The sequence below is a fragment of the Micromonospora sp. KLBMP9576 genome (assembly GCF_050941805.1).
In the GTDB taxonomy this organism is placed as follows: domain Bacteria; phylum Actinomycetota; class Actinomycetes; order Mycobacteriales; family Micromonosporaceae; genus Micromonospora.
The window spans coordinates 1,976,674-1,994,559 of record NZ_CP194567.1; the positions used below are offsets into that span (position 1 = coordinate 1,976,674).

The following is a 17,886-nucleotide window of genomic DNA, read 5'->3' on the forward strand; positions in this document are numbered from 1 at the left end:
CCCTCACCTCTCACCGTCAGTCGGTGAAGATCGACTTTTTCTGGTTCTCGATGCTGGACGTCAGCCCGTCGATGTCCTTCGGGTCCTTGATGAACTGCTGGAGCGCCGGGATGATCACCGTGGAGGCGAAGTCGGGGCGGGTGTCGCGGTCCAGGAACTGGGCGATCTCGGTGGCCGAGCCGACCAGCTCGGCGGCCTTGCGTTGCAGGGCGCTGTAGGCGCCGGTGTCGGCCTCGGTGTTGGCGACCAGGGTGCTCGGGTCGTTCTTGACGGTGATGTCGGCCGCGGCCTTCGAGCCGACGTACTCCAGCAGCTTCCTGGCGTTGGCCTCCTGCTTCGGCTTGCGGGCCAGCATGTAGCCGTCGATGGGCGCGTCCAGCGCCGTGGCCCCGATGGCCGGGTCGATCTCGGGGAAGGTGAAGAAGTCGAGGTCGGCCAGGTCGGCGCCGTCGAACTGCTGGCCGACGAAGAGGCCGAGCAGGTACATCCCGCTCTTCTTCTGCTGCAACGACTGGGCGGCCTCCTGCCAGGTCCGGCCGAGGCTGTCGGGCTGGTGCAGGGGCAGCAGGCCGCGCCAGGTGTCGAAGACCTTCTTCACCTTCTCGGACGTCCAGGGCTCCTTGCCGGCCATCAGGTCGATGTGGAACTGGTAGCCGTTGATCCGCAGGTTGAGGATGTCGAAGGTGCCCATCGCCGGCCAGCCGTCCTTGTCGGCGAAGGCGATCGGGGTGAGGCCGTCCTTCTTCATCTGCCCGGCGAGGGCGGTGAGGTCGTCGAGGGTCCTCGGCACCTGGTAGCCGTTCCGCTGCCAGACGGACCTGCGGTAGAAGACGGCCCACGGGTAGTACGACGACGGCACGAAGTACTGCTTGCCGTCGTCCCCGGTCGAGGCCTTGCGGAACGCGTCGGACATCCCGGAGAGCCGGCCCCACACGTCGCTGAGGTCGCCGGCGAGGCCCCGGGCGGCGAAGAACCGCATCCGGTAACCGGCGAACCACATGAACACGTCGTCCGGCCTGCCCTGCAGGTAGTTGTTGATGTTCTCCTGGAACGTGTTGTGGTCGACCGTGTTGACGGCGACCTGGATGCCGGAGGAGGCCTGGAACCCGTCCACGACCTTCGCGACCACCTCCTTGGGCTTCGGGTCGGACTGGTTGGAGCCCAGCGACACCGTCGTGGCGTCGGCACCGCCGGAGTCGGAGCCGCAGCCGGCGAGCAGGCCCGTGCCGAGCAGCGCGGTGGTGCCGGCGGCGCCGGCCAGCAGCGACCGACGGCCGATGCCGGCCACGGAGGGGGGTACGAGCCGGGCGAGGTATTCGGCGCGGGTGCGGGGACGGGACATGGTGCCTCCTGCGGATGAAGAGGTGTGCCCGAGGGCCGTCGGTGACCGGTGCCGGACAACCGTGATCAGCCGATCGGATCCGTCATGAATCCACATTGGCGAACACGAATTGCCATTGGCGCCTCAAGCTACTCGTCCCCCGGGCGCTGTCAAGGGGTGCCGGCCGCCCGACAATCCGGTGGTGGCGCGGCGGACGCGGGATCATCGACGATGACGGTGCTCGATGTCGGAAAGTGTTGACTCGGCAGTCGCGGCCGGGCACGCTCTGCATCCATGCGGCGATGGCAGGGCGAGCGGATGTGGTTCGGCGCCGACTACAACCCGGAGCAGTGGCCCGAGTCGACCTGGCCCGAGGACGTCGAGCTGATGCGTCGGGCCGGGGTCAACCTGGTGTCGGTGGGCATCTTCTCCTGGGCGCTGCTGGAGCCCGCCCCCGGCGCGTACGAGTTCGGCTGGCTGGACCGGGCGATCGACGTGCTGCACGGCGGCGGGATCTCCGTCGACCTGGCGACGGCGACCGCCAGCCCGCCACCGTGGCTGGCCCACCGGCACCCGGAGACGCTGCCCCGCCGCGCCGACGGCGCGATCCTGTGGCCCGGCGGCCGGCAGGCGTACTGCCCCAGCTCCCCGGTGTTCCGCGAACGGTCGCTGGCCCTGGTCGAGGCCCTCGCCACCCGCTACGCCGCGCACCCCGCGGTGGTCATGTGGCACGTCTCCAACGAGCTGGGCTGCCACAACGTGCACTGCTACTGCGACGTCAGCGCGCAGGCGTTCCGCCGCTGGCTGCGCGGGCGCTACGGCGACCTGGACGCGCTCAACGACGCCTGGGGCACCGCCTTCTGGAGCCAGCGCTACGGCGACTGGGCCGAGATCAACCCGCCGCGTACGGCGCCGACCTTCGCCAACCCCACCCAGCAGTTGGACTTCCTGCGCTTCTCCTCCGACGAGCAGCGCGCGCAACTGCGCGCCGAGCGTCGGGTGCTGGCCCGCCTGGTCCGGCAACCGGTCACCACGAACTTCATGATCGGCACCGCCCGACACCTCGACTACCACTCCTGGGCGCCGGACGTGGACGTCGTCGCCAACGACCACTACCTCACCGCCGCCGACCCGCGCGCCCACGTCGGGCTGGCGTTGGCGGCCGACCACACCCGGGGCGTGGCCGGCGGCGACCCGTGGCTGCTGATGGAACACTCCACCAGCGCCGTCAACTGGCAGCCGCGCAACGTCGCCAAGACCCCCGGGCAACTGCGCCGCAACAGCCTGGCGCACGTGGCGCGCGGCGCCGACGGGGTGCTGTTCTTCCAGTGGCGGGCCTCCCGCGCCGGGGCGGAGAAGTTCCACTCCGCGCTCGTCCCGCACGCCGGCGCCGAGAGCAGGGTGTTCCGCGAGGTGTGCCGGCTCGGCGCGGACCTCGACGCCCTGGCCGAGGTGTGCGGCAGCCGGGTCGACGCGGAGGTGGCGATCCTGTTCGACTACGAGGCGTGGTGGGGCGTCGAGCTGGACTCACACCCCACCGTCGACGTCACCTACGCCGACCGCCTGGGCGCGCTGCACGACGCGCTGTGGCGCGCCGGGATCACCGCCGACGTCGTGCACCCCGCAACCGACCTGTCCCACTACCGGCTGGTGCTGGTGCCCACCCTCTACCTGGTACGCGACGCGCACGCCGCGGCGCTGCGCGCGTACGTCGGGGCGGGTGGGACGGCGCTGGTCACCTACTTCAGCGGCATCGTCGACGAGCACGACCACATCCGCCTCGGCGGCTACCCGGGGGCGTTTCGGGAACTGCTGGGTGTGCGCGTCGAGGAGTTCTGCCCGCTGCGGGCGGGGGAGCGGGTGACCCTCGACGACGGCGGCGTCGCCGACGTGTGGACGGAGCACCTGCACCCCGAGGGCGCGCAGGTGCTGGCCGCGTACGCCGACGGTCCGCTGCCGGGCGTGCCGGCGCTGACCCGGCACCCGGTCGGCGCGGGCGCGGCCTGGTACGTCGGCACCCGGCTGGACGCGGCGGCGACCGACCGGCTGGTGGCCCGGCTGGTCGCCGAGGCGGGAGTGCGCCCGGCGGCACGGGTCCCTGCCGAGGTGGAGGTGGTCCGGCGGCGCGCGGGCGGGCGTAGCTGGCTCTTCGTCGTCAACCACACCGACGCCGCCACCCGCCTCGAGGCCACCGGCGTCGAGTTGCTGACCGGCGCGCCCTGCGCCGGCGACCTGGTGGTGCCGGCCGGTGAGGTGGCCGTGGTCCGCGAGGCTCCGGCCGCCGGCGCGGCTCCCACACCCCGACGGTGAGGCCCCGAAGGAGGTCGCCCGGATGCTGGCCCGACAGCGGCAGGCCGCGATCCTGGAGATGATCCGGCAGCGTGGCGGCGTACGGGTCAGCCAGTTGGTGAGCCGGTTCGGCGTGTCGGACATGACGATCCGCCGCGACCTGGAGGTGCTCGCCGAGCGGGGGCTCGTCGACAGGGTCCACGGTGGGGCGACCCTGGCCGGGGCCGATCCCGGTGACGAGCCCGGCTTCGCCGCGAAGTCGCTGCGGCAGCGGGCCGAGAAGCGGGCCATCGCCGAGCGGGCCGCCGCCCTGGTCGAGCCCGGCATGGCCGTCGCGCTCTCCGCCGGCACCACTACCGCCGCGCTGGCCACCCTGCTGGCCGACGTACGCGGGCTGACCGTGGTGACCAACTCGATCCCGGCCGCCGACGCCCTGCACCAGAATTCGCGCGCCGACCAGACGGTCGTGCTGACCGGCGGCACCCGTACCCCGTCGGACGCCCTCACCGGGCCGGTGGCCGAGGCGACGATCAGCTCCCTCAACGTCGACGTGCTCTTCCTCGGCGTGCACGGCATGAGCCCACGCACCGGCTTCACCACGCCGAACCTGCTGGAGGCCGGGACGAACCGGTGCCTGGTCGACGCGGCCCGACGCCTGGTGGTGCTCGCCGACCACACCAAGTGGGAGACGATCGGGACGGCCACGATCGCCCCGCTGTCCGAGGCCGACGTGCTGGTCACCGACACCGGGCTGCCCCAGCCGGCGCGCGACCAGCTCGCCGCCCAGGTGGGCGAGCTGATCGTCGTCGGGGTCGGCGCGGACCCGCGCGGCAACGCCTGATCCCGCCGGGCGGCGCGGCGCCGTCGCGGGTCGGCACGCTCATGGCGTACGCCGGGCCTGGGCGCTCCGGTAGTCGCGCAGCACCCGCTTGACCCGGGCGTTCTCCTCGCTGAGCCGGTTCACGTCCTGGTTGAGGGCGGCCAGTTCGAGCGCGACCCGGTGCAGGAAGTGCCGTACCTCCTTGGGGTCCAGGCCCCGGCGGCCGAAACCGGCGGCGGCGAACTGCCGGTCGCGGACGTGCCGTGGGTGCAGCCGGGGCGGTGGTGGGCTGCCGTAGACGGTGCCTCGGATCATCGGTCGCCTCCTGCTTGGTGGAAGGGGCGGCCCCGCCGGAGGGGGATTTCCGGGCAGGGCCGCCCCGCCCGGCGACCGCAGCCTCACTCGGCGGGTACGGCCACCGGGCTGCCGGTGGTGATGCTGTTCGTCGGGCCGGTCAGGGTCGCGGGGTCGCGCCTTTCCGTGATAGGTATTCGTCAAGTCGGTCGGAGCGCCGGAATCGTGATGTCCCGGCGCTCCCGTTGAGACCCGACGAGAGCCGATAGGCGTCTGCCACACGCGAGGTCGTCTCTCGTCACCTTCTCGGCTGTTGGCACAGCCGCGGTTGTCGCGCTTGCACCGGGCGTTCCCGGGGGCCGGTGATCACCCTCACCCGAAGGCCACATTTCCAGTGGGCTCGAACTGGAGCAATGGTTCCTTCGCGGGCCCCGTCGACTTTTTCGAGAGGTGGATCATGCCGCACAAGCCGTTCGTCCGGACGCTGCGGGCGCAGTGGCTCGGCCAGCAGTTGCGGGCGCTGCGGGAGCAGCGTGGAATGACGCTGAAGCTGGTCTCGGAGCACCTGCAACGCGACATGTCGGCGCTGGGCCGCTACGAGCGGGCCGACTGGCCGATCCGTAAGGGCGACGTCACCGCGCTGCTCGACCTGTACGGCTTTCACCACGCGGCCGAGCGGGCTCGACTGCTGGCGCTGGCCGAGGAGGTCTGGCGCACCGACCGCTGGGACGAGGACTACGGCGACGTCGTCGACGCCTCCTTCATCGAATATCCCTGGCTGGAGGGCCGCGCCGAGAAGGTCTGCTGTTTTCACCTCACTCTTGTTCCGGGCCTGCTCCAGACACGTGAATATGCCGAAGCTGTGATCCGCAATGCGGCAGAGCCAGATGTCCCGGAGGCGACCATCGGTCGCTGGGTGGAACTTCGCATGTCTCGGCAGGAGGTCCTGAAGAAGAACCGGCCCATCAAGATCTCCGTGGTGCTCGACGAGGCGGTCTTGCGTCGGCAGGTCGGCGGGGCTGAAATCCTGCGGCGTCAGCTTGAGCACCTCGGGGAGATGCGACGGCTGTCCGGCGTGCACATCAGGGTGTTACCCGCCTCGGTCGCTCTCCATCAGGGACTTGACGGCACGTTCTGGATCTTCTGCCTGCCAGATCCGTATCCTGCCGTGGCATATGTCGAGTCACTCGGCGGCCGGCTCTATCTGGAGTCGCCGAAGGCCGAAAGATTCGTGCTTGCCTATGATCGGCTGTGGAGGGCCGCGCTCGGCGACCGCGAGTCGGCGACGATGATCGAGACCATCGCGAAGGAGCTGTCATGAGCGAGAACCTGCCCCCTGTCGCTTGGCACATCAGCACCAGGAGCGACAGCAACGGTGGGAGCTGTGTCGAGGCGGGGCCGGTGCTCGACGGCTCCGGCCGGGTGGCCGTGCGGCACAGCAAGGCGCGCGACGCCGCCACGATCATCTACACGTCGGACGAGTGGACCGCCTTCCTCGGCGGCGTCAAGGACGGCGAGTTCGACTTCACCGCCGGCTGACCACCGCCCCCGCACGCCGCCGGTCCCGCCCGACGCTCGCCCATCCTGCGGGAACCCGTTCCGCTGCCCGGGATGACGGGAGATCTTGGCGCGAAAGTGCCCCTGGAGGGACCGTTTCGCGCCAGGATCTCCCGTTCGGTGGGTCTCGGCGGCCGGCTGGGTTCTCCGATGGCGGGACGTCTCGATCGATGACGGCGGCGGAACTCGCGACGCCGCTGCCATTCGTCCGGTCACCCACCGGCCTCACGGTTCGCGCGCCGGATGCCGCGCTGGACGAGACCACGCACGCCCGGGAGGGTCATCGCCCGGATGGTCAGGTCGCTCATCCACACGTGGAACTGACTCGGCGGCGCGTACTGGAGCATGCCGCGGCGGGCGAGGGCCTGCCGCCTGGTGGCCTCCGGGCGCAGCGCTGCCTCCCACTCGGTCAGTGCCACCTGCACGTCGTCGTGCCGTCGCAGGGCGGCGCCGAGCTGGTCCGCTCCGGCGAGCGCGAGGGTCGCCCCGTGCCCGGCGAAGAGGGTGACGCACCAGGCCGCGTCTCCGAGCAGCACGACCCGGCCGCTGCTCCAGCGCGGCATCACCACCTGGCTGACCGCGTCGAAGTAGGCGCCGGCCGGATCCTCGCCGAGGTGGCGGATCGCGTCGGGGACGCCCCCGCCGAGATCCCCGAACGTCGCGTCGAGCGCGTCCACCGCCCCGCGCCGCAGGTCGGCGGCCGGGTCCGCGCTCCGGTACGTGAAGAACGCCGACGACCGGCGCGGGCCCAGGTTGACGAGAGCCGCGGTGCGTCCCGGGCCGATGAACGTGGTGGCGGACGACTCCGGCACGCCCGCCACGGGGTGGGCCAGCGGAAAGGCGCCCACGACGTACGGCAGGTCGACCTGGAAGCCGGGACCGAACGTGGCCGTCCGGGTGGCGGAGTGCACCCCGTCGGCACCGACGACCAGGTCGGCGTGCTCCGTGTCGCCGTCGCTCAGGGTCACCCGTACCTCCTCGGTGTCCTGCTCCAGGGAGGTGACGGTGGTGCCGAAGCGGATGTCGCTGTGCTCGCGCACCGCCTCGTACAGCGTCGACTCCAGCTCGCCCCGGAACACCGACAGGGCCCGGTTGCCGAGGGCGGCCTCGGCGAGGCTGGACGGCACGGTGAACTTGGGCCGTCCGTCGGCGCGGACGAGCACGGTGGTGAACAGACCCAGGTCGTACGCGGACAGCGCGGTGCGCAGGCCGAGGCGCTCGGCGGCGTCGTAGCCCGGGCCGATCAGGTTGACCATGTAGCCGCTGCTGCGTCGGGCGGGGGCGCGTTCCACCACGATCGTGTGCCAGCCGTCGCGTCCGAGTCGCAGCGCGGTGGCCAGCCCGGCTATGCCCGCTCCCACGATCACTGCACGTTTCATCCAGCACTCCCGAGTCAGAATGAGCGTTCGCTCAAACCAGTATGAGCGGCTGTTCATTCTGGCGCAACGAGGTGCGGCGCCCCCGCTAGACTGCTGGCATGCCGCGCGGAGTAGCCATCCCCGAGATCCGGCAGCAGCTCTTCGCCGCCGTCGAGCGGCTGATCGTGCGAGACGGGCCGAGCCGGCTCACCGGCAGGGCCGTGACGCGCGAGGCCGGCGTCGCCACCGGGCTGCTCTACGCGCACTTCGCCAACTTCGACGACTTCCTGGTCGGGTACTGGATCGACCGCGCCTTCCACGTCTCCGCCGAGGTGGCCGGCCTTCCTGAGCGCGCCGGTCGTGGCACTGTCGCCGCAACCCTGAACCAGTGCGTCCTGGCAATGCCGATGGAGACGCTGCTGGCGTTCACCCGGCTGATGGCCTTCCGGCCCGACCTGGTGGCGAAGGTCGAGACGGTGCTCGGCGGCGGGACAGCCGGCCTGCAGGCGGTGGAGCACGCCGTCGCCGGCTACCTGGCCGCCGAGCGGCAACTCGGCCGCGTGCCCGCCGGCACCGACACGGAGGCGCTGGCCCTGGCGGTGGTCGGCGTGCTGCACCACATAGCCCTCACGGGCGGCGCCGGTTCGGCGGCGCAACGCCGGATCCAGCGGGCGGTGGCCGCGCTGACCGGCGGCGCTACCACCATTGCCGCCCCCTGAGCCCGCTCCCGCGCTTGACGGGATCGATACAGTGGCACTCGTCTAATTGGCCACGATCAACACCCCTGATGGGCTTTGACTCGCGCATTTAGCGTGACCCGATTGCGGGTGCTCGTGTGTGCGGCCCTGCTGGGGCTCGGTCCTTACTCCGGGAATGATCGTCGAAAGCGCGTGCCACCGATCGGGAGCACGTGCGAAAGGAGCGCCTTGCGAATCTTCACTGCCCGTCGACGGTGGTCGGCGGCAGCGGTCGCGTTGCTGACCGTCGTCACCGGTGCCGTCGTCAACCCCGCGCCCGCCTCGGCGGCGGCGGTCAACAAGAACCCGAAGTTCATCCAGGTCTACGTCAACAACGTGGAGAATCTGCTGTCCCCCGGCGAAAGGTGCGCCGGCGACTGGCGGAACCTCATCAAGTACATGAAGAGCCAGCCCTACAGCCCGGATCTCTTCCTGGTGCAGCAGATCAACCCGCGGGGTGAGCTGCCCCGCCTGCTGGACCACATGAACAAGCAGCTCGCCGGCGGGTTCAAAGCGGTGGTGGCTGTGCCCAGTCCCGTCAAGCACGTGCCTGACAACGATTGCGGGCAGGAGAAGGCCTACCAGACCAACGTGATCATCTACCGGGTGGGCCGGTTCGAGCTGAAGGGCGCCAAGTCGGTCTGGCAGTCCCGCAGGCCAGGCTCCTGTGGCGCCCCGGCAGAGCTGTCCCGTTCCATAAACGTCGCCCAGCGCCTGCGCGACAAGGTCACTGGAAAGGACGTCGCGGTCGCCTCCATCCACTGGCCGTGGCACGGCAGGGGCACCAGCCCGACCTCGTGCCCGCAGCAGAACGCGGACCTGACCGCCAGCAAGATGAAGGCATTCACCGGCGCGAAGCTCTACATCGCCGGCGGTGACTTCAACCAGCGGGACCGCGACGGCGAGGGCTTCCGCGGTTGGCACAAGAAGATGCGCAATGTCCACGGGTACGCCGACGCCGCAGTCGAGAGGTGCGCGGGCGAGCCCGGCACCACCTTGAACTGCACCCTGAAGCACCACTGGACCCACGGCGGCGGCGAGAGTCGTATCGACTACCTGTTCGCCAAGCGGCCCGCCGGCAAGGCCCCCATGAGCGCCGAACACACCATCTCCTACAACGAGGCCGGCAAGCAGCGCTACTCCACCCACCGCGCGATCCGCGCCCGCATCCACTACTGAGCTTCGCCCAGCACGTGACCCGCACCGCCGCCCCGGCCCGCCGTCTGGCGGGCCGGGGCGTTCCACGCTGACCCCCCGACGGAAGCCGTCCACCTGGGGACCTGTTGCGTGCCCTCACAGGCACTTCACAGTCCCTCCGGATAGGGTCCGGATCGTCAGTGACCGGCTCCAGGGTGGAGCGCGGTGTCTTTGCACGGGAGTTCCGATGGTCTTCAAGAAGATGTTGAGCGCGTTCGGAGTGGGCGGGCCGAGCGTCGACACCGTCCTGACCAACCCGAACACCCGGCCCGGCCTGACCCTCGAGGGGCAGGTGAACCTGCTCGGCGGCGACGCGCCGGCCAACATCGAGCGGGTCGTCGTCGGCCTGGTCACGCGGGTCGAGATCGAGGGCCACGACGCGGAGTACGCGGGCGTCATGGAGTTCCACCGGCTGCCGGTCAGCGGCCCGCTCCAGCTCGCCGCGAAGCAGCAGCTCGCGATCCCGTTCCAGCTCCCGATGCCGTGGGAGACCCCGATCACCGACGTCTACGGTCAGCGGCTGCGCGGCATGACGATGGGCCTGCGCACCGAGCTGGCCATCGCCCGGGCGGTCGACAAGGGTGACCTGGACCAGGTCAACGTGCACCCGCTGCCGGTGCACGAGCGGATCCTGGAGGCGTTCCAGCGCCTCGGTTTCCGGTTCAAGCACGCCGACCTGGAGCGCGGCCACATCCGCGGCACCCAGCAGTCGCTGCCGTTCTACCAGGAGATCGAGTTCTTCGCCTCGCCGCAGTACGCGGGCACCATCAACGAGGTCGAGCTGACCTTCGTCACCGGCCCGCACGGGGCCGAGGTCATCCTGGAGTGCGACAAGCGCGGCGGGTTCCTCACCCCCGGGCACGACGCCTTCGGCCACTACCGGGTCGCGCACGCCGACGCCGACACCACGGACTGGGTCCAGGTGGTCGACGGCTGGCTGCGGGAGACGACGTCCCGCTACGGCAGCCTGCGCGGCGCCCGCGGCTTCGGCGGCCAGGGCCACGGCTACGGCGGGCACGGCCACGGCGGTCGGGGCGTCGGCATGGGCGGTGTCGTCGCGGGTGCCGCGATGGGAGCCGTCGGCGGCATGATCGTCGGTGACATGATCGGGGACGCCTTCGAGGGCGACGGCGGCGACGACTTCGGCGGCTTCGAGGAGTAGGACCACACACGACGGTGGCCTCCGGGACGACAGTCCCGGAGGCCACCCTCGTTCCTACGCCCGGTCAGTGTCGGGCGTTGCGCTCCTCGCCGCTGCGCCATGCGCTGCCGGCCTTGGCCAGACCGCGGCTGCCCAGGTAACCGAGGGTCAGCAGCGTGATCATGAACCAGGCGTTGTCGGCCCGGAAGATGTCCACCCCGGCCGAGTTCCGTCCGACGAGCTGCGAGGCGGCCAGCACGCCGATCACGGCCGCGATGAAGACCCAGAATTCGGTCGTACGCAGCGCCGGCTTGGTTTCCGTGCCGGGCGCCTGCACGGCCTCCCGGTGCCGGTCCTGCACCATCGGCATGGCCCGGGTGGGCGTTTCCTGCATGCCCCGGTCCTGCATGGTGCGGTCGTTCACGGCCCGGTTGGGCGCGTCCTGCGTGGGCCGGTTCATCGGCCTGGTGGAAGCAGCCTGCGTGCTCATCTTGTCCTCCTCAGGATGCGATGAGTCGTACCTGCGTTCCCTCGCCCCGCTACCGCGTGTCGGCCACGGCACGGTTTCGCGTGCTCGGCGGGGGCACCCGCCGTCTACCCGAGCCGCCGGGGGCAGTAACCCCACCGCCGGCCGGAAATACCGGTGCGTCGCGGCCGGGCCCGGCATCGCCGGTGCGGTGGCCCGTGCGGGGTACGCCGCCCCCGGTCGGCCCGCCCGGCGGGGTTTGTCGCCCGGGTCGTGGGGCACGCATCGGTACCGACTCTCTGTGTGAGGTGATGACGTGCGCGAGGACGACATGCCACAGGACGCCGCCCGGCGGGCCGAGGACCGGATCGCCGGCGGTGTGTACGGCGAGGGCGTCCTGGACGAGGTCACGCTGCCCCGTACCGACGTGCAGCGGATCATCCAGGACGAGGATCCCGACGACCCGGCCCACGTGCCCATCGACCCGGAGGTGCTGCGTGACGGCGGTCCCACCCGGGGGCAGGGCGCGGTCACCACGACCGGCGGCACCGCCGGGCCGGCCAGCGTGCGCCGGTTGGCGCGGCAGCCGGAGCAGCACCGGGGGACGGTGGCCCCGACGACCACCGGCGACGCCACCACCGGCGGCCTGAGCACCCCCGCCGGGGCCTCCACCAGCGACCAGTCGAGCGCCGCCAGCCAGGTCGGCAACTTCACCGACGAGTGAACGCGCGCCTGGCGGCTGCCGCTCGGAATCCTGGGCGGTTCCCGTTACGAGAGAACGGGAACCGCCCGGGATCCGTGGCCGGCCCGCCGGGCGGTGGTCAGGTGGGGCGGAGGATGCCCAGGCGCTGGGTGGCGCGGGTGAGGGCGACGTAGAGGTCGCTGCGACCGCGCGGTGACTCCGCCACGATGCGGTCGGGGTCGACCAGCAGCACCGAGTCGAACTCGAGGCCCTTGGCCTGCCCCACGGTGAGCACCACCACCCGGCTCTCCAGTTCCGGGTCCTCGCCGACGGCGGCCTCGGGCAGGGCCGCGGTGAGCGCGGCGCCCAGCTCGTCGACCCGGCCGGCGGGCACGATCACGCCGAGCCGGCCGTCGGCCAGGCCGGCGGCCTCCCGGGTGGTGGCTTCCACGAGTTCCGCCGCCAGCCGCCGCACTGCCACCGCGCGGTCCCACGGCGGCACCCCGCTGGAGCGTACGGAGCGGGGTGGGCGCAGCGCCGGGTCGATCTCGGCGAGCACCTCGGCGGCGACCGCCATGATCTCGGCCGGGGTGCGGTAGCTGACGGTCAGCTCCTCCAGCCGCCACCGCCGCGCCACGTACGGCTCCAGCGCGTCCGCCCAGCTCGGCGTGCCGGCCAGCGCCCCGGTCTGGGCCACGTCGCCGACGATCGTCATCGACCGGCTCGGGCAGCGGCGCATCAGCAGCCGCCAGGCCATCGGCGAAAGCTCCTGCGCCTCGTCGACGATCACGTGCCCGAACGCCCAGCCACGGTCGGCGGCGGCCCGCTGGGCGGTGGTCAGCCGGTCGGCCTCCTCCTGCCGTTCCAGCAGCCGGTCGGCGTCGATCAGGTCGGTGACGCCGAGGATCTCACCGCCCTCGGCCTCGTCCTCCACGTCGATGGAGCGGGAGCCCCGGGCGATCTCCAGCACGCCCTCGGCGTACTCCCGTTGCAGGTCGCGGATGCGTTCCCGGCGGGCGGCGGCGGCCCGTTCGTCCTCGCCGAGCAGCTCGGCCGCCTCGTCGAGCAGCGGCACGTCGGCCGGCGTCCAACCGCCCGGCTCGCGGTGCAGGAGGGCCCGCTCGGCGTCGGTGAGCATGTCGGCGGCGACGGCGAGCCGGTCGGTGTCGGCGTACAGGTCGGCGAGCAGCCGCTGGGGGGTGAGGATCGGCCAGAGCTGGTCCAGTACGGCCCGCACCTCGGGCTCCTCGCGCAGCTCGCGGCGGATCTCCGCCACGTCGGCCTCGTCGAGGAGGTTCTCGCCGCCCAGCGGGTCCGCGCCGATGCGCTCGGCGACCTGGGCCGCGAGGGCGTGGACGATCTCGACGTCGAAGAGTGCCCGGGCCAGGTTGTGCGGCCGGTCGGACCGGCGGGCCCGTTCCCGGGCGGCGCGGACGGTCTCCGGGTCGAGCCGCAGCGTCTCCTGCTGCGGCAGCTCGATCCGCAGCGGCTCGTCGGGCACCCACTGCCGGTTCCGCACGGCGGCGGCCAGCACCTCGACCATCACGGCGCGACCCTTCAGCGCGGCGGTGCCGGCGGGCTCGCCGCGGCGGGCACTGACCCCCGGGAAGAGGTCGCCCTGGGTGCGCAGCAGCACGCCCGTCTCGGCCAGCGCCGGCAGCACCTGGGAGATGTAGCGCAGGAAGGTGGCGTTCGGGCCGACCATGAGTACGCCGCGGGTGGAGAGCTGCTCCCGGTGGGTGTAGAGCAGGTACGCCGCGCGGTGCAGCGCCACCGCCGTCTTGCCGGTGCCGGGGCCGCCCTGCACCACCAGCACGCCCGGCAGGTCGGCGCGGATGATCCGGTCCTGCTCGGCCTGGATGGTCTCGACGATGTCGCGCATCCGCCCGGTGCGCCCGGCGGTGAGCGCGGCGAGCAGCGACGCCTCGCCGGTCAGCTCCTCGTGGGCGGTGGGGGAGGCGGTGCTCAGGTCCAGCACCTCGTCGTTGAGGGCGACCACCTTGCGTGCCCGGGTGCGCAGGTGCCGGCGGCGCCGCACCCCCTGGGGGTTGGCGGCGGTGGCGAGGTAGAAGGGGCGGGCCGCCGGGGCGCGCCAGTCCATCAGCAGCGGCTCGTAGTCGCCGTCGGTGTCGAAGATCCCGATCCGGCCGACGTAGCGGGGCGCGTCGCCGTCGTCGTCGGTGTCGAGCCGGCCGAAGCAGAGGCCGCTCTCCACGGCGGAGAACTGCTCGACCTGGTCGGCGTACATCCGTACCGCGCTCTCGCGCTGAGAACGGGCCTGCAGGGTGCCGCCGGTCGCGCGCAGTTCGTCGGTCAGCCGGTGCCCCGCCTGCGCACGCAGGTCGTCCAGCCGGCGGTAGAGCATCGAGACGTATTCCTGTTCGCGGCCGACCTCGTCATCGGACTGCGATTCGGCGGAATCGGCGAAGTGCCTTGACAAGCCGTCTCCCAATTTGCTAGCTTCTCTACTCAGAGCGGCTTCGACAGCCGTTCTTTTTTGTTGCCTGAACTGAGAAAGATACCGTGCGCCGGCCGTCCCCACCAAGCGCGCCCGGCCCCGCCGCAGGCCACCGCACGCGCAGAGCGGGGCCCACCGGGTGGTGGGCCCCGCTCTGCGGCGTTTCTCAGCCCCTGGCCACCTCGTAGAGCCGCTCCGGCGTCACCGCGCCGACGATCAGCCGGCCGTCGTCGGTCAGTAGCGCGCTGAACAGTTTCCCGGTCAGCAGCCGGCCGCTGCCCCAGTCGCCGCTCACCGCCGGCAGCGCGCCGAGCAGCGCCGCCGGGTCGCCGGTCGCGCCCTTCGCGGCCCGGTCGCCGGTCGCCTCCTTGGCGGCCCGCTCGGGCGCCCCGGCGCCGTCGATCCGCGCGACCACCACCGTGGCCCAGCTCTCGCCGACGGTACGCACGTCCGGCCGCTCGCCGTCCCCGGGCCGCTTGCCGTCGGCGTGTTGCCTGCCCTTCGCGGGCCGCTCGCCGGGCGCGGCGGTGGAGTGCTTCCCGGCGGTCTCCTCGGTCACCCTCACGCCGGGCGGCGGGTTGAAGCTGAACTGGTCGGCGTCGGGCCGGGCGTACGAGACCTGGGTGAAGGCCAACTCGAAGGCCGGCTTGTCGCTGCCCTCGGCGAAGACCTCGAAGCGCAGCGGCACGTGCTCGCGCGCGTCGATGGCGATGCGTACCTGGTGCACGAGGGAGGCGGCGTCGCGCGGGGCGAGCACCAGCTCGTACGCGTCGCGGCCGGCGACCGTGGCGGACCGGCCGACGCTCACCTCGGTGCTCGGGTCGATCGCCGCCAGCGCCCGGTCGGCCGCCTCGCCCGGGGTGGCCGGCAGCTCGGCCGCCCGCTGCGTGGCCGCGTGCTCGGGCAGGGTGCGGTGCGTGGCGGTGTTGCCGCGGCTGTTCCAGACCCACACGTCGCGCCCGTTGCGGATGATGTCGCTCTGACCGCGCGTGTCCATCAGGGCGACGCGCTGCCGGTCGGGCCCGGAGTGCCAGACCCGCAGCGTGTGCGTGCCGGTCAGCAGGCCGGTCAGGCCGTCGCCGGCGACGAGGCCGGCCAGCGGCGGCAGGCCCAGGTCGGCGCGCTGCACGACCGTGCCGGAGAGCCCTTCCAGCCGGGAGGTCTGCAGGTCGACGAGGAGTTGGGCGGCGGTACGGGGCGGCAGGCTCGGCTCAGCCTGCGCGGCGAACGTGCCGAGTGCGGCTCCCCCGCCGATGACGGTGGCGACGGCGGTCACCGGGACCAGCCAGCGCAGGACGGGCCGGCTCTTCAAAACGGACATGTGACACCTCCTGCCGGACATCCTGCCCGGTCGACGCTGTGAGCGTGCTGAGTACGGCGCCACGGGCCCGGGCCGACGGGTGGCACCCTTGGGCTGTGCGACTGCTGGTGGTGGAGGACGAGGCGCGGCTGGCGTCCGCCCTGCAACGGGGTTTGCAGGCCGAGGGCGTCGCCGTGGACGTGGCGGCGACGGGCCCGCGCGGGCTGGACGCGGCCCGGCACGGCGGCTACGACGCGATGATCCTCGACGTGATGCTGCCCGGGCTCTCCGGCTACGAGCTGGTCCGCCGGCTGCGCGCCGAGGAGCACTGGCTGCCGGTGCTCATGCTCTCGGCCAAGGACGGCGAGTACGACCAGGCCGACGGGCTGGACTGCGGGGCCGACGACTACCTGACGAAGCCCTTCTCGTACGTCGTGCTGCTGGCCCGGTTGCGGGCCCTGCTGCGCCGCGGCGCCCCCGAGCGCCCCACGGTGCTCGCGGTCGGCGACCTGCGGCTCGACCCGGCGCGGCGGCGGGTGACCCGGGCCGACGCCGAGGTCGCGCTGACCAGCCGCGAGTTCGCGTTGCTGGACTACCTGATGCGGCGTCCCGGCGAGGTGGTCTCCAAGACCGAGCTGCTGGACCATGTCTGGGACGCCAGCGTCGAGACCGCACCCAACGCGGTCGAGGTCTATGTGGGATACCTGCGCCGCAAGGTCGGCCGGGAGCGCCTGGAGACGGTCCGTGGCGCCGGCTACCGGCTCGCCCCGTGACGGGAACACGGGTCACCCTCGGGTTGCGTGCCCGGCTGGTCGCGGTCGGGGTGCTCGGCGTCTCGGTGGGACTGGCCGTCGGGGGCCTCGTCCTGCTCGGCGTGCTGGGCTGGGCGCTGCAACGGGCCGTCGACACCGAGGCGTTCCGCACCGCCGACGCGGTCGCGCTGCTCGCCGCCGAGGAGGTGCTGCCCGACCCGCTGCCGGTGGCCGGCGGACAGGTCCGGGTGCAGGTGATCGACGCCGCCGGGCGGGTGCGGGCCGCCTCGATCGACGCCGACCGGTTGGTGCCGATGGTGTCGCCGGAACGGATCGACGCCGGCGTGCGGCAGCGGCTGACGGTGCCGGGGGAGCGGGTCGGCCTGGCCGGCCCGGTGCGGCTGGTGGCCGTACCGGCGGGGACCGCCGCCGAGCCGCGCACGGTCCTGGTGGCCCGGTCGCTGGCGGACGTGCGGCACAGCGCGCATGTCATGCGGACCATCCTGTTGGTGAGTTTCCCGCCGCTGGTGGCGGTGCTCGCCGCCGTGGCCTGGCGGGTGGTCGGCGCGACCCTGCGCCCGGTCGAGGCGCTGCGCCGGGGCGCGGAGGAGATCACCGGGCGGGACGGGGGCGGGCGGCTGCCCGTACCGGCGTCACGGGACGAGATCCACCGGCTGGCGGTCACCCTCAACGGAATGTTGGACCGGCTGGAGTCCGCCCGGGACCGGCAGCGGGCCTTCCTCGCCGACGCCGCGCACGAGCTGCGCAGCCCGCTGACGAACATCCGTACCGAGCTGGAGGTGTCCCGGCGGCTGGCCGACCGGACGGACTGGACGGAGGTCTCGGCGAACCTGCTCGCCGACACGGAGCGGCTCGGCCGGCTCGTCGACGACCTGCTGCTGTTGGCCCGCCTCGACGAGGGGCCGCCGCCGCGGGCCACGGGCCCGGTCGAGCTGGGGGCCCTGCTGGCGGCGGTGGCCGCCCGGTACCCGTCGCCGCCGGTGCGCGTCGACGCGCCGGCGGCGCCGCTGTGGACCGAGGGTGACCCCGACGAGCTGCGCCGGATCCTGACGAACCTGGTCGACAACGCGGTCCGGCACGCGCACGCCGAGGTGGTGCTCGCCGCCGGTCCGCCCACCGACCGGCCCCCGGGCGACGGCGGGACCACCGGTGCCGCGCCGGCCGCCGGACGGGACGGCGGTGCCGCCGGCCCGGCGGCGTACCACCTGGTGACGGTGACGGACGACGGGCCGGGGATCCCGGCCGCGGACCGGCGGCGGGTCTTCGGTCGGTTCACCCGGCTGGACGACGCCCGGGCCCGCGACGACGGTGGCGCCGGCCTCGGCCTGGCCATCGTGCGCGAGCTGGTGCGCCGGGCCGGCGGCGACGTCGACCTGGCCGACGCCCGACCCGGCGGGCCGGGGCTGCGGGTGCGGCTGCTGCTGCCGGCCCTGCCGACCCGCGACGTCCCCGACGGGTGAGGGCCCGGCCGGGAACCCGCGCCCGCCGCGGCG

General features: G+C 72.7%; 16 protein-coding genes. 10 read left to right on the forward strand and 6 right to left on the reverse strand.

Annotation, left to right across the window (positions count from 1 at the left end):
• Positions 1-16: 16 nt before the first annotated feature.
• A complete protein-coding gene (locus tag ACQ452_RS08875; RefSeq protein ID WP_433392043.1) occupies positions 17-1,342 on the reverse strand; it encodes an ABC transporter substrate-binding protein in 1,326 nt (441 codons plus the stop codon).
• 273 nt (positions 1,343-1,615) lie between these two features.
• Here ACQ452_RS08875 and ACQ452_RS08880 point away from each other — a divergent pair, with 273 nt between their 5' ends.
• On the forward strand, positions 1,616-3,631 hold the full coding sequence (locus ACQ452_RS08880; RefSeq protein WP_433392046.1) for a beta-galactosidase: 2,016 nt from the start codon (positions 1,616-1,618) through the stop codon (positions 3,629-3,631).
• Positions 3,632-3,653: 22 nt separating this feature from the next.
• Entirely contained in the window at positions 3,654-4,451 is a 798-nt protein-coding gene (locus tag ACQ452_RS08885; RefSeq protein ID WP_433392049.1) for a DeoR/GlpR family DNA-binding transcription regulator, read from the forward strand.
• A gap of 39 nt (positions 4,452-4,490) precedes the next feature.
• Here ACQ452_RS08885 and ACQ452_RS08890 read toward each other — a convergent pair whose 3' ends face one another.
• Positions 4,491-4,745, reverse strand: a complete 255-nt coding sequence (locus ACQ452_RS08890; RefSeq protein ID WP_433392052.1) for a DivIVA domain-containing protein — start codon at positions 4,743-4,745, stop codon at positions 4,491-4,493.
• Between the two features lie 436 nt (positions 4,746-5,181).
• On the opposite strand from ACQ452_RS08890, the gene ACQ452_RS08895 reads away from it, so the two are divergent.
• Both ACQ452_RS08895 and ACQ452_RS08900 read left to right on the forward strand, forming a co-directional pair.
• Complete coding sequence (locus ACQ452_RS08895; protein WP_433392055.1) at positions 5,182-6,045, forward strand: helix-turn-helix domain-containing protein; 864 nt, start codon at positions 5,182-5,184, stop codon at positions 6,043-6,045.
• Positions 6,042-6,263, forward strand: a complete 222-nt coding sequence (locus ACQ452_RS08900) for a DUF397 domain-containing protein (protein WP_433392058.1) — start codon at positions 6,042-6,044, stop codon at positions 6,261-6,263. The genes ACQ452_RS08895 and ACQ452_RS08900 overlap by 4 nt, the downstream gene beginning before the upstream one ends.
• A 230-nt stretch (positions 6,264-6,493) precedes the next feature.
• Here the strand turns inward: ACQ452_RS08900 and ACQ452_RS08905 are convergent, their stop codons facing one another.
• Positions 6,494-7,660: an FAD-dependent oxidoreductase gene (locus ACQ452_RS08905; protein WP_433392061.1), complete on the reverse strand. Its 1,167-nt coding sequence runs from the start codon at positions 7,658-7,660 to the stop codon at positions 6,494-6,496.
• 98 nt (positions 7,661-7,758) lie between these two features.
• Here ACQ452_RS08905 and ACQ452_RS08910 point away from each other — a divergent pair, with 98 nt between their 5' ends.
• The 3 genes from ACQ452_RS08910 to ACQ452_RS08920 all read left to right on the forward strand — a co-directional run bounded on the left by ACQ452_RS08910 (position 7,759) and on the right by ACQ452_RS08920 (position 10,735).
• The gene (locus tag ACQ452_RS08910; RefSeq protein WP_433392064.1) at positions 7,759-8,358 is read left to right on the forward strand and encodes a TetR/AcrR family transcriptional regulator; all 600 of its coding nucleotides are present in this window, start codon (positions 7,759-7,761) and stop codon (positions 8,356-8,358) included.
• A 207-nt stretch (positions 8,359-8,565) separates the two neighbouring features.
• A complete protein-coding gene (locus ACQ452_RS08915) occupies positions 8,566-9,555 on the forward strand; it encodes a hypothetical protein (RefSeq protein WP_433392066.1) in 990 nt (329 codons plus the stop codon).
• Between the two features lie 205 nt (positions 9,556-9,760).
• Positions 9,761-10,735 carry a sporulation protein gene (locus ACQ452_RS08920; protein ID WP_433392069.1) on the forward strand — a complete coding sequence of 325 codons (975 nt, stop codon included), beginning with the start codon at positions 9,761-9,763 and terminating at the stop codon, positions 10,733-10,735.
• Positions 10,736-10,799: 64 nt separating this feature from the next.
• Here the strand turns inward: ACQ452_RS08920 and ACQ452_RS08925 are convergent, their stop codons facing one another.
• Positions 10,800-11,204 (reverse strand): hypothetical protein, encoded by a 405-nt coding sequence (locus ACQ452_RS08925; RefSeq protein WP_433392072.1) that lies wholly within the window; start codon positions 11,202-11,204, stop codon positions 10,800-10,802.
• A 292-nt stretch (positions 11,205-11,496) separates the two neighbouring features.
• Here ACQ452_RS08925 and ACQ452_RS08930 point away from each other — a divergent pair, with 292 nt between their 5' ends.
• On the forward strand, positions 11,497-11,904 hold the full coding sequence (locus ACQ452_RS08930) for a hypothetical protein (RefSeq protein WP_433392075.1): 408 nt from the start codon (positions 11,497-11,499) through the stop codon (positions 11,902-11,904).
• A gap of 97 nt (positions 11,905-12,001) precedes the next feature.
• On the opposite strand, the gene ACQ452_RS08935 is transcribed toward ACQ452_RS08930, so the two are convergent.
• Together ACQ452_RS08935 and ACQ452_RS08940 are read right to left on the reverse strand one after the other, a co-directional pair.
• Positions 12,002-14,227, reverse strand: a complete 2,226-nt coding sequence (locus ACQ452_RS08935) for a HelD family protein (protein WP_433394061.1) — start codon at positions 14,225-14,227, stop codon at positions 12,002-12,004.
• A gap of 259 nt (positions 14,228-14,486) precedes the next feature.
• Positions 14,487-15,641 carry a LolA family protein gene (locus ACQ452_RS08940; protein WP_433392078.1) on the reverse strand — a complete coding sequence of 385 codons (1,155 nt, stop codon included), beginning with the start codon at positions 15,639-15,641 and terminating at the stop codon, positions 14,487-14,489.
• Positions 15,642-15,736: 95 nt separating this feature from the next.
• Here ACQ452_RS08940 and ACQ452_RS08945 point away from each other — a divergent pair, with 95 nt between their 5' ends.
• On the forward strand, positions 15,737-16,393 hold the full coding sequence (locus tag ACQ452_RS08945) for a response regulator transcription factor (RefSeq protein WP_433392081.1): 657 nt from the start codon (positions 15,737-15,739) through the stop codon (positions 16,391-16,393).
• On the forward strand, positions 16,390-17,853 hold the full coding sequence (locus tag ACQ452_RS08950) for a sensor histidine kinase (RefSeq protein WP_433392083.1): 1,464 nt from the start codon (positions 16,390-16,392) through the stop codon (positions 17,851-17,853). Before ACQ452_RS08945 ends, ACQ452_RS08950 begins: the two co-directional genes overlap by 4 nt.
• Positions 17,854-17,886: the final 33 nt, after the last annotated feature.

Excerpts from the sequence above, each read along its gene's own strand:
- ACQ452_RS08875 (WP_433392043.1), bottom strand. The coding sequence starts at position 1,342 with ATGTCCCGTCCCCGCACCCGCGCCGAATACCTCGCCCGGCTCGTACCC.
- ACQ452_RS08880 (WP_433392046.1), top strand. The coding sequence starts at position 1,616 with ATGCGGCGATGGCAGGGCGAGCGGATGTGGTTCGGCGCCGACTACAAC.
- ACQ452_RS08885 (WP_433392049.1), top strand. The coding sequence starts at position 3,654 with ATGCTGGCCCGACAGCGGCAGGCCGCGATCCTGGAGATGATCCGGCAG.
- ACQ452_RS08890 (WP_433392052.1), bottom strand. The coding sequence starts at position 4,745 with ATGATCCGAGGCACCGTCTACGGCAGCCCACCACCGCCCCGGCTGCAC.
- ACQ452_RS08895 (WP_433392055.1), top strand. The coding sequence starts at position 5,182 with ATGCCGCACAAGCCGTTCGTCCGGACGCTGCGGGCGCAGTGGCTCGGC.
- ACQ452_RS08900 (WP_433392058.1), top strand. The coding sequence starts at position 6,042 with ATGAGCGAGAACCTGCCCCCTGTCGCTTGGCACATCAGCACCAGGAGC.
- ACQ452_RS08905 (WP_433392061.1), bottom strand. The coding sequence starts at position 7,660 with ATGAAACGTGCAGTGATCGTGGGAGCGGGCATAGCCGGGCTGGCCACC.
- ACQ452_RS08910 (WP_433392064.1), top strand. The coding sequence starts at position 7,759 with ATGCCGCGCGGAGTAGCCATCCCCGAGATCCGGCAGCAGCTCTTCGCC.
- ACQ452_RS08920 (WP_433392069.1), top strand. The coding sequence starts at position 9,761 with ATGGTCTTCAAGAAGATGTTGAGCGCGTTCGGAGTGGGCGGGCCGAGC.
- ACQ452_RS08925 (WP_433392072.1), bottom strand. The coding sequence starts at position 11,204 with ATGAGCACGCAGGCTGCTTCCACCAGGCCGATGAACCGGCCCACGCAG.
- ACQ452_RS08935 (WP_433394061.1), bottom strand. The coding sequence starts at position 14,227 with ATGCTCTACCGCCGGCTGGACGACCTGCGTGCGCAGGCGGGGCACCGG.
- ACQ452_RS08940 (WP_433392078.1), bottom strand. The coding sequence starts at position 15,641 with ATGTCCGTTTTGAAGAGCCGGCCCGTCCTGCGCTGGCTGGTCCCGGTG.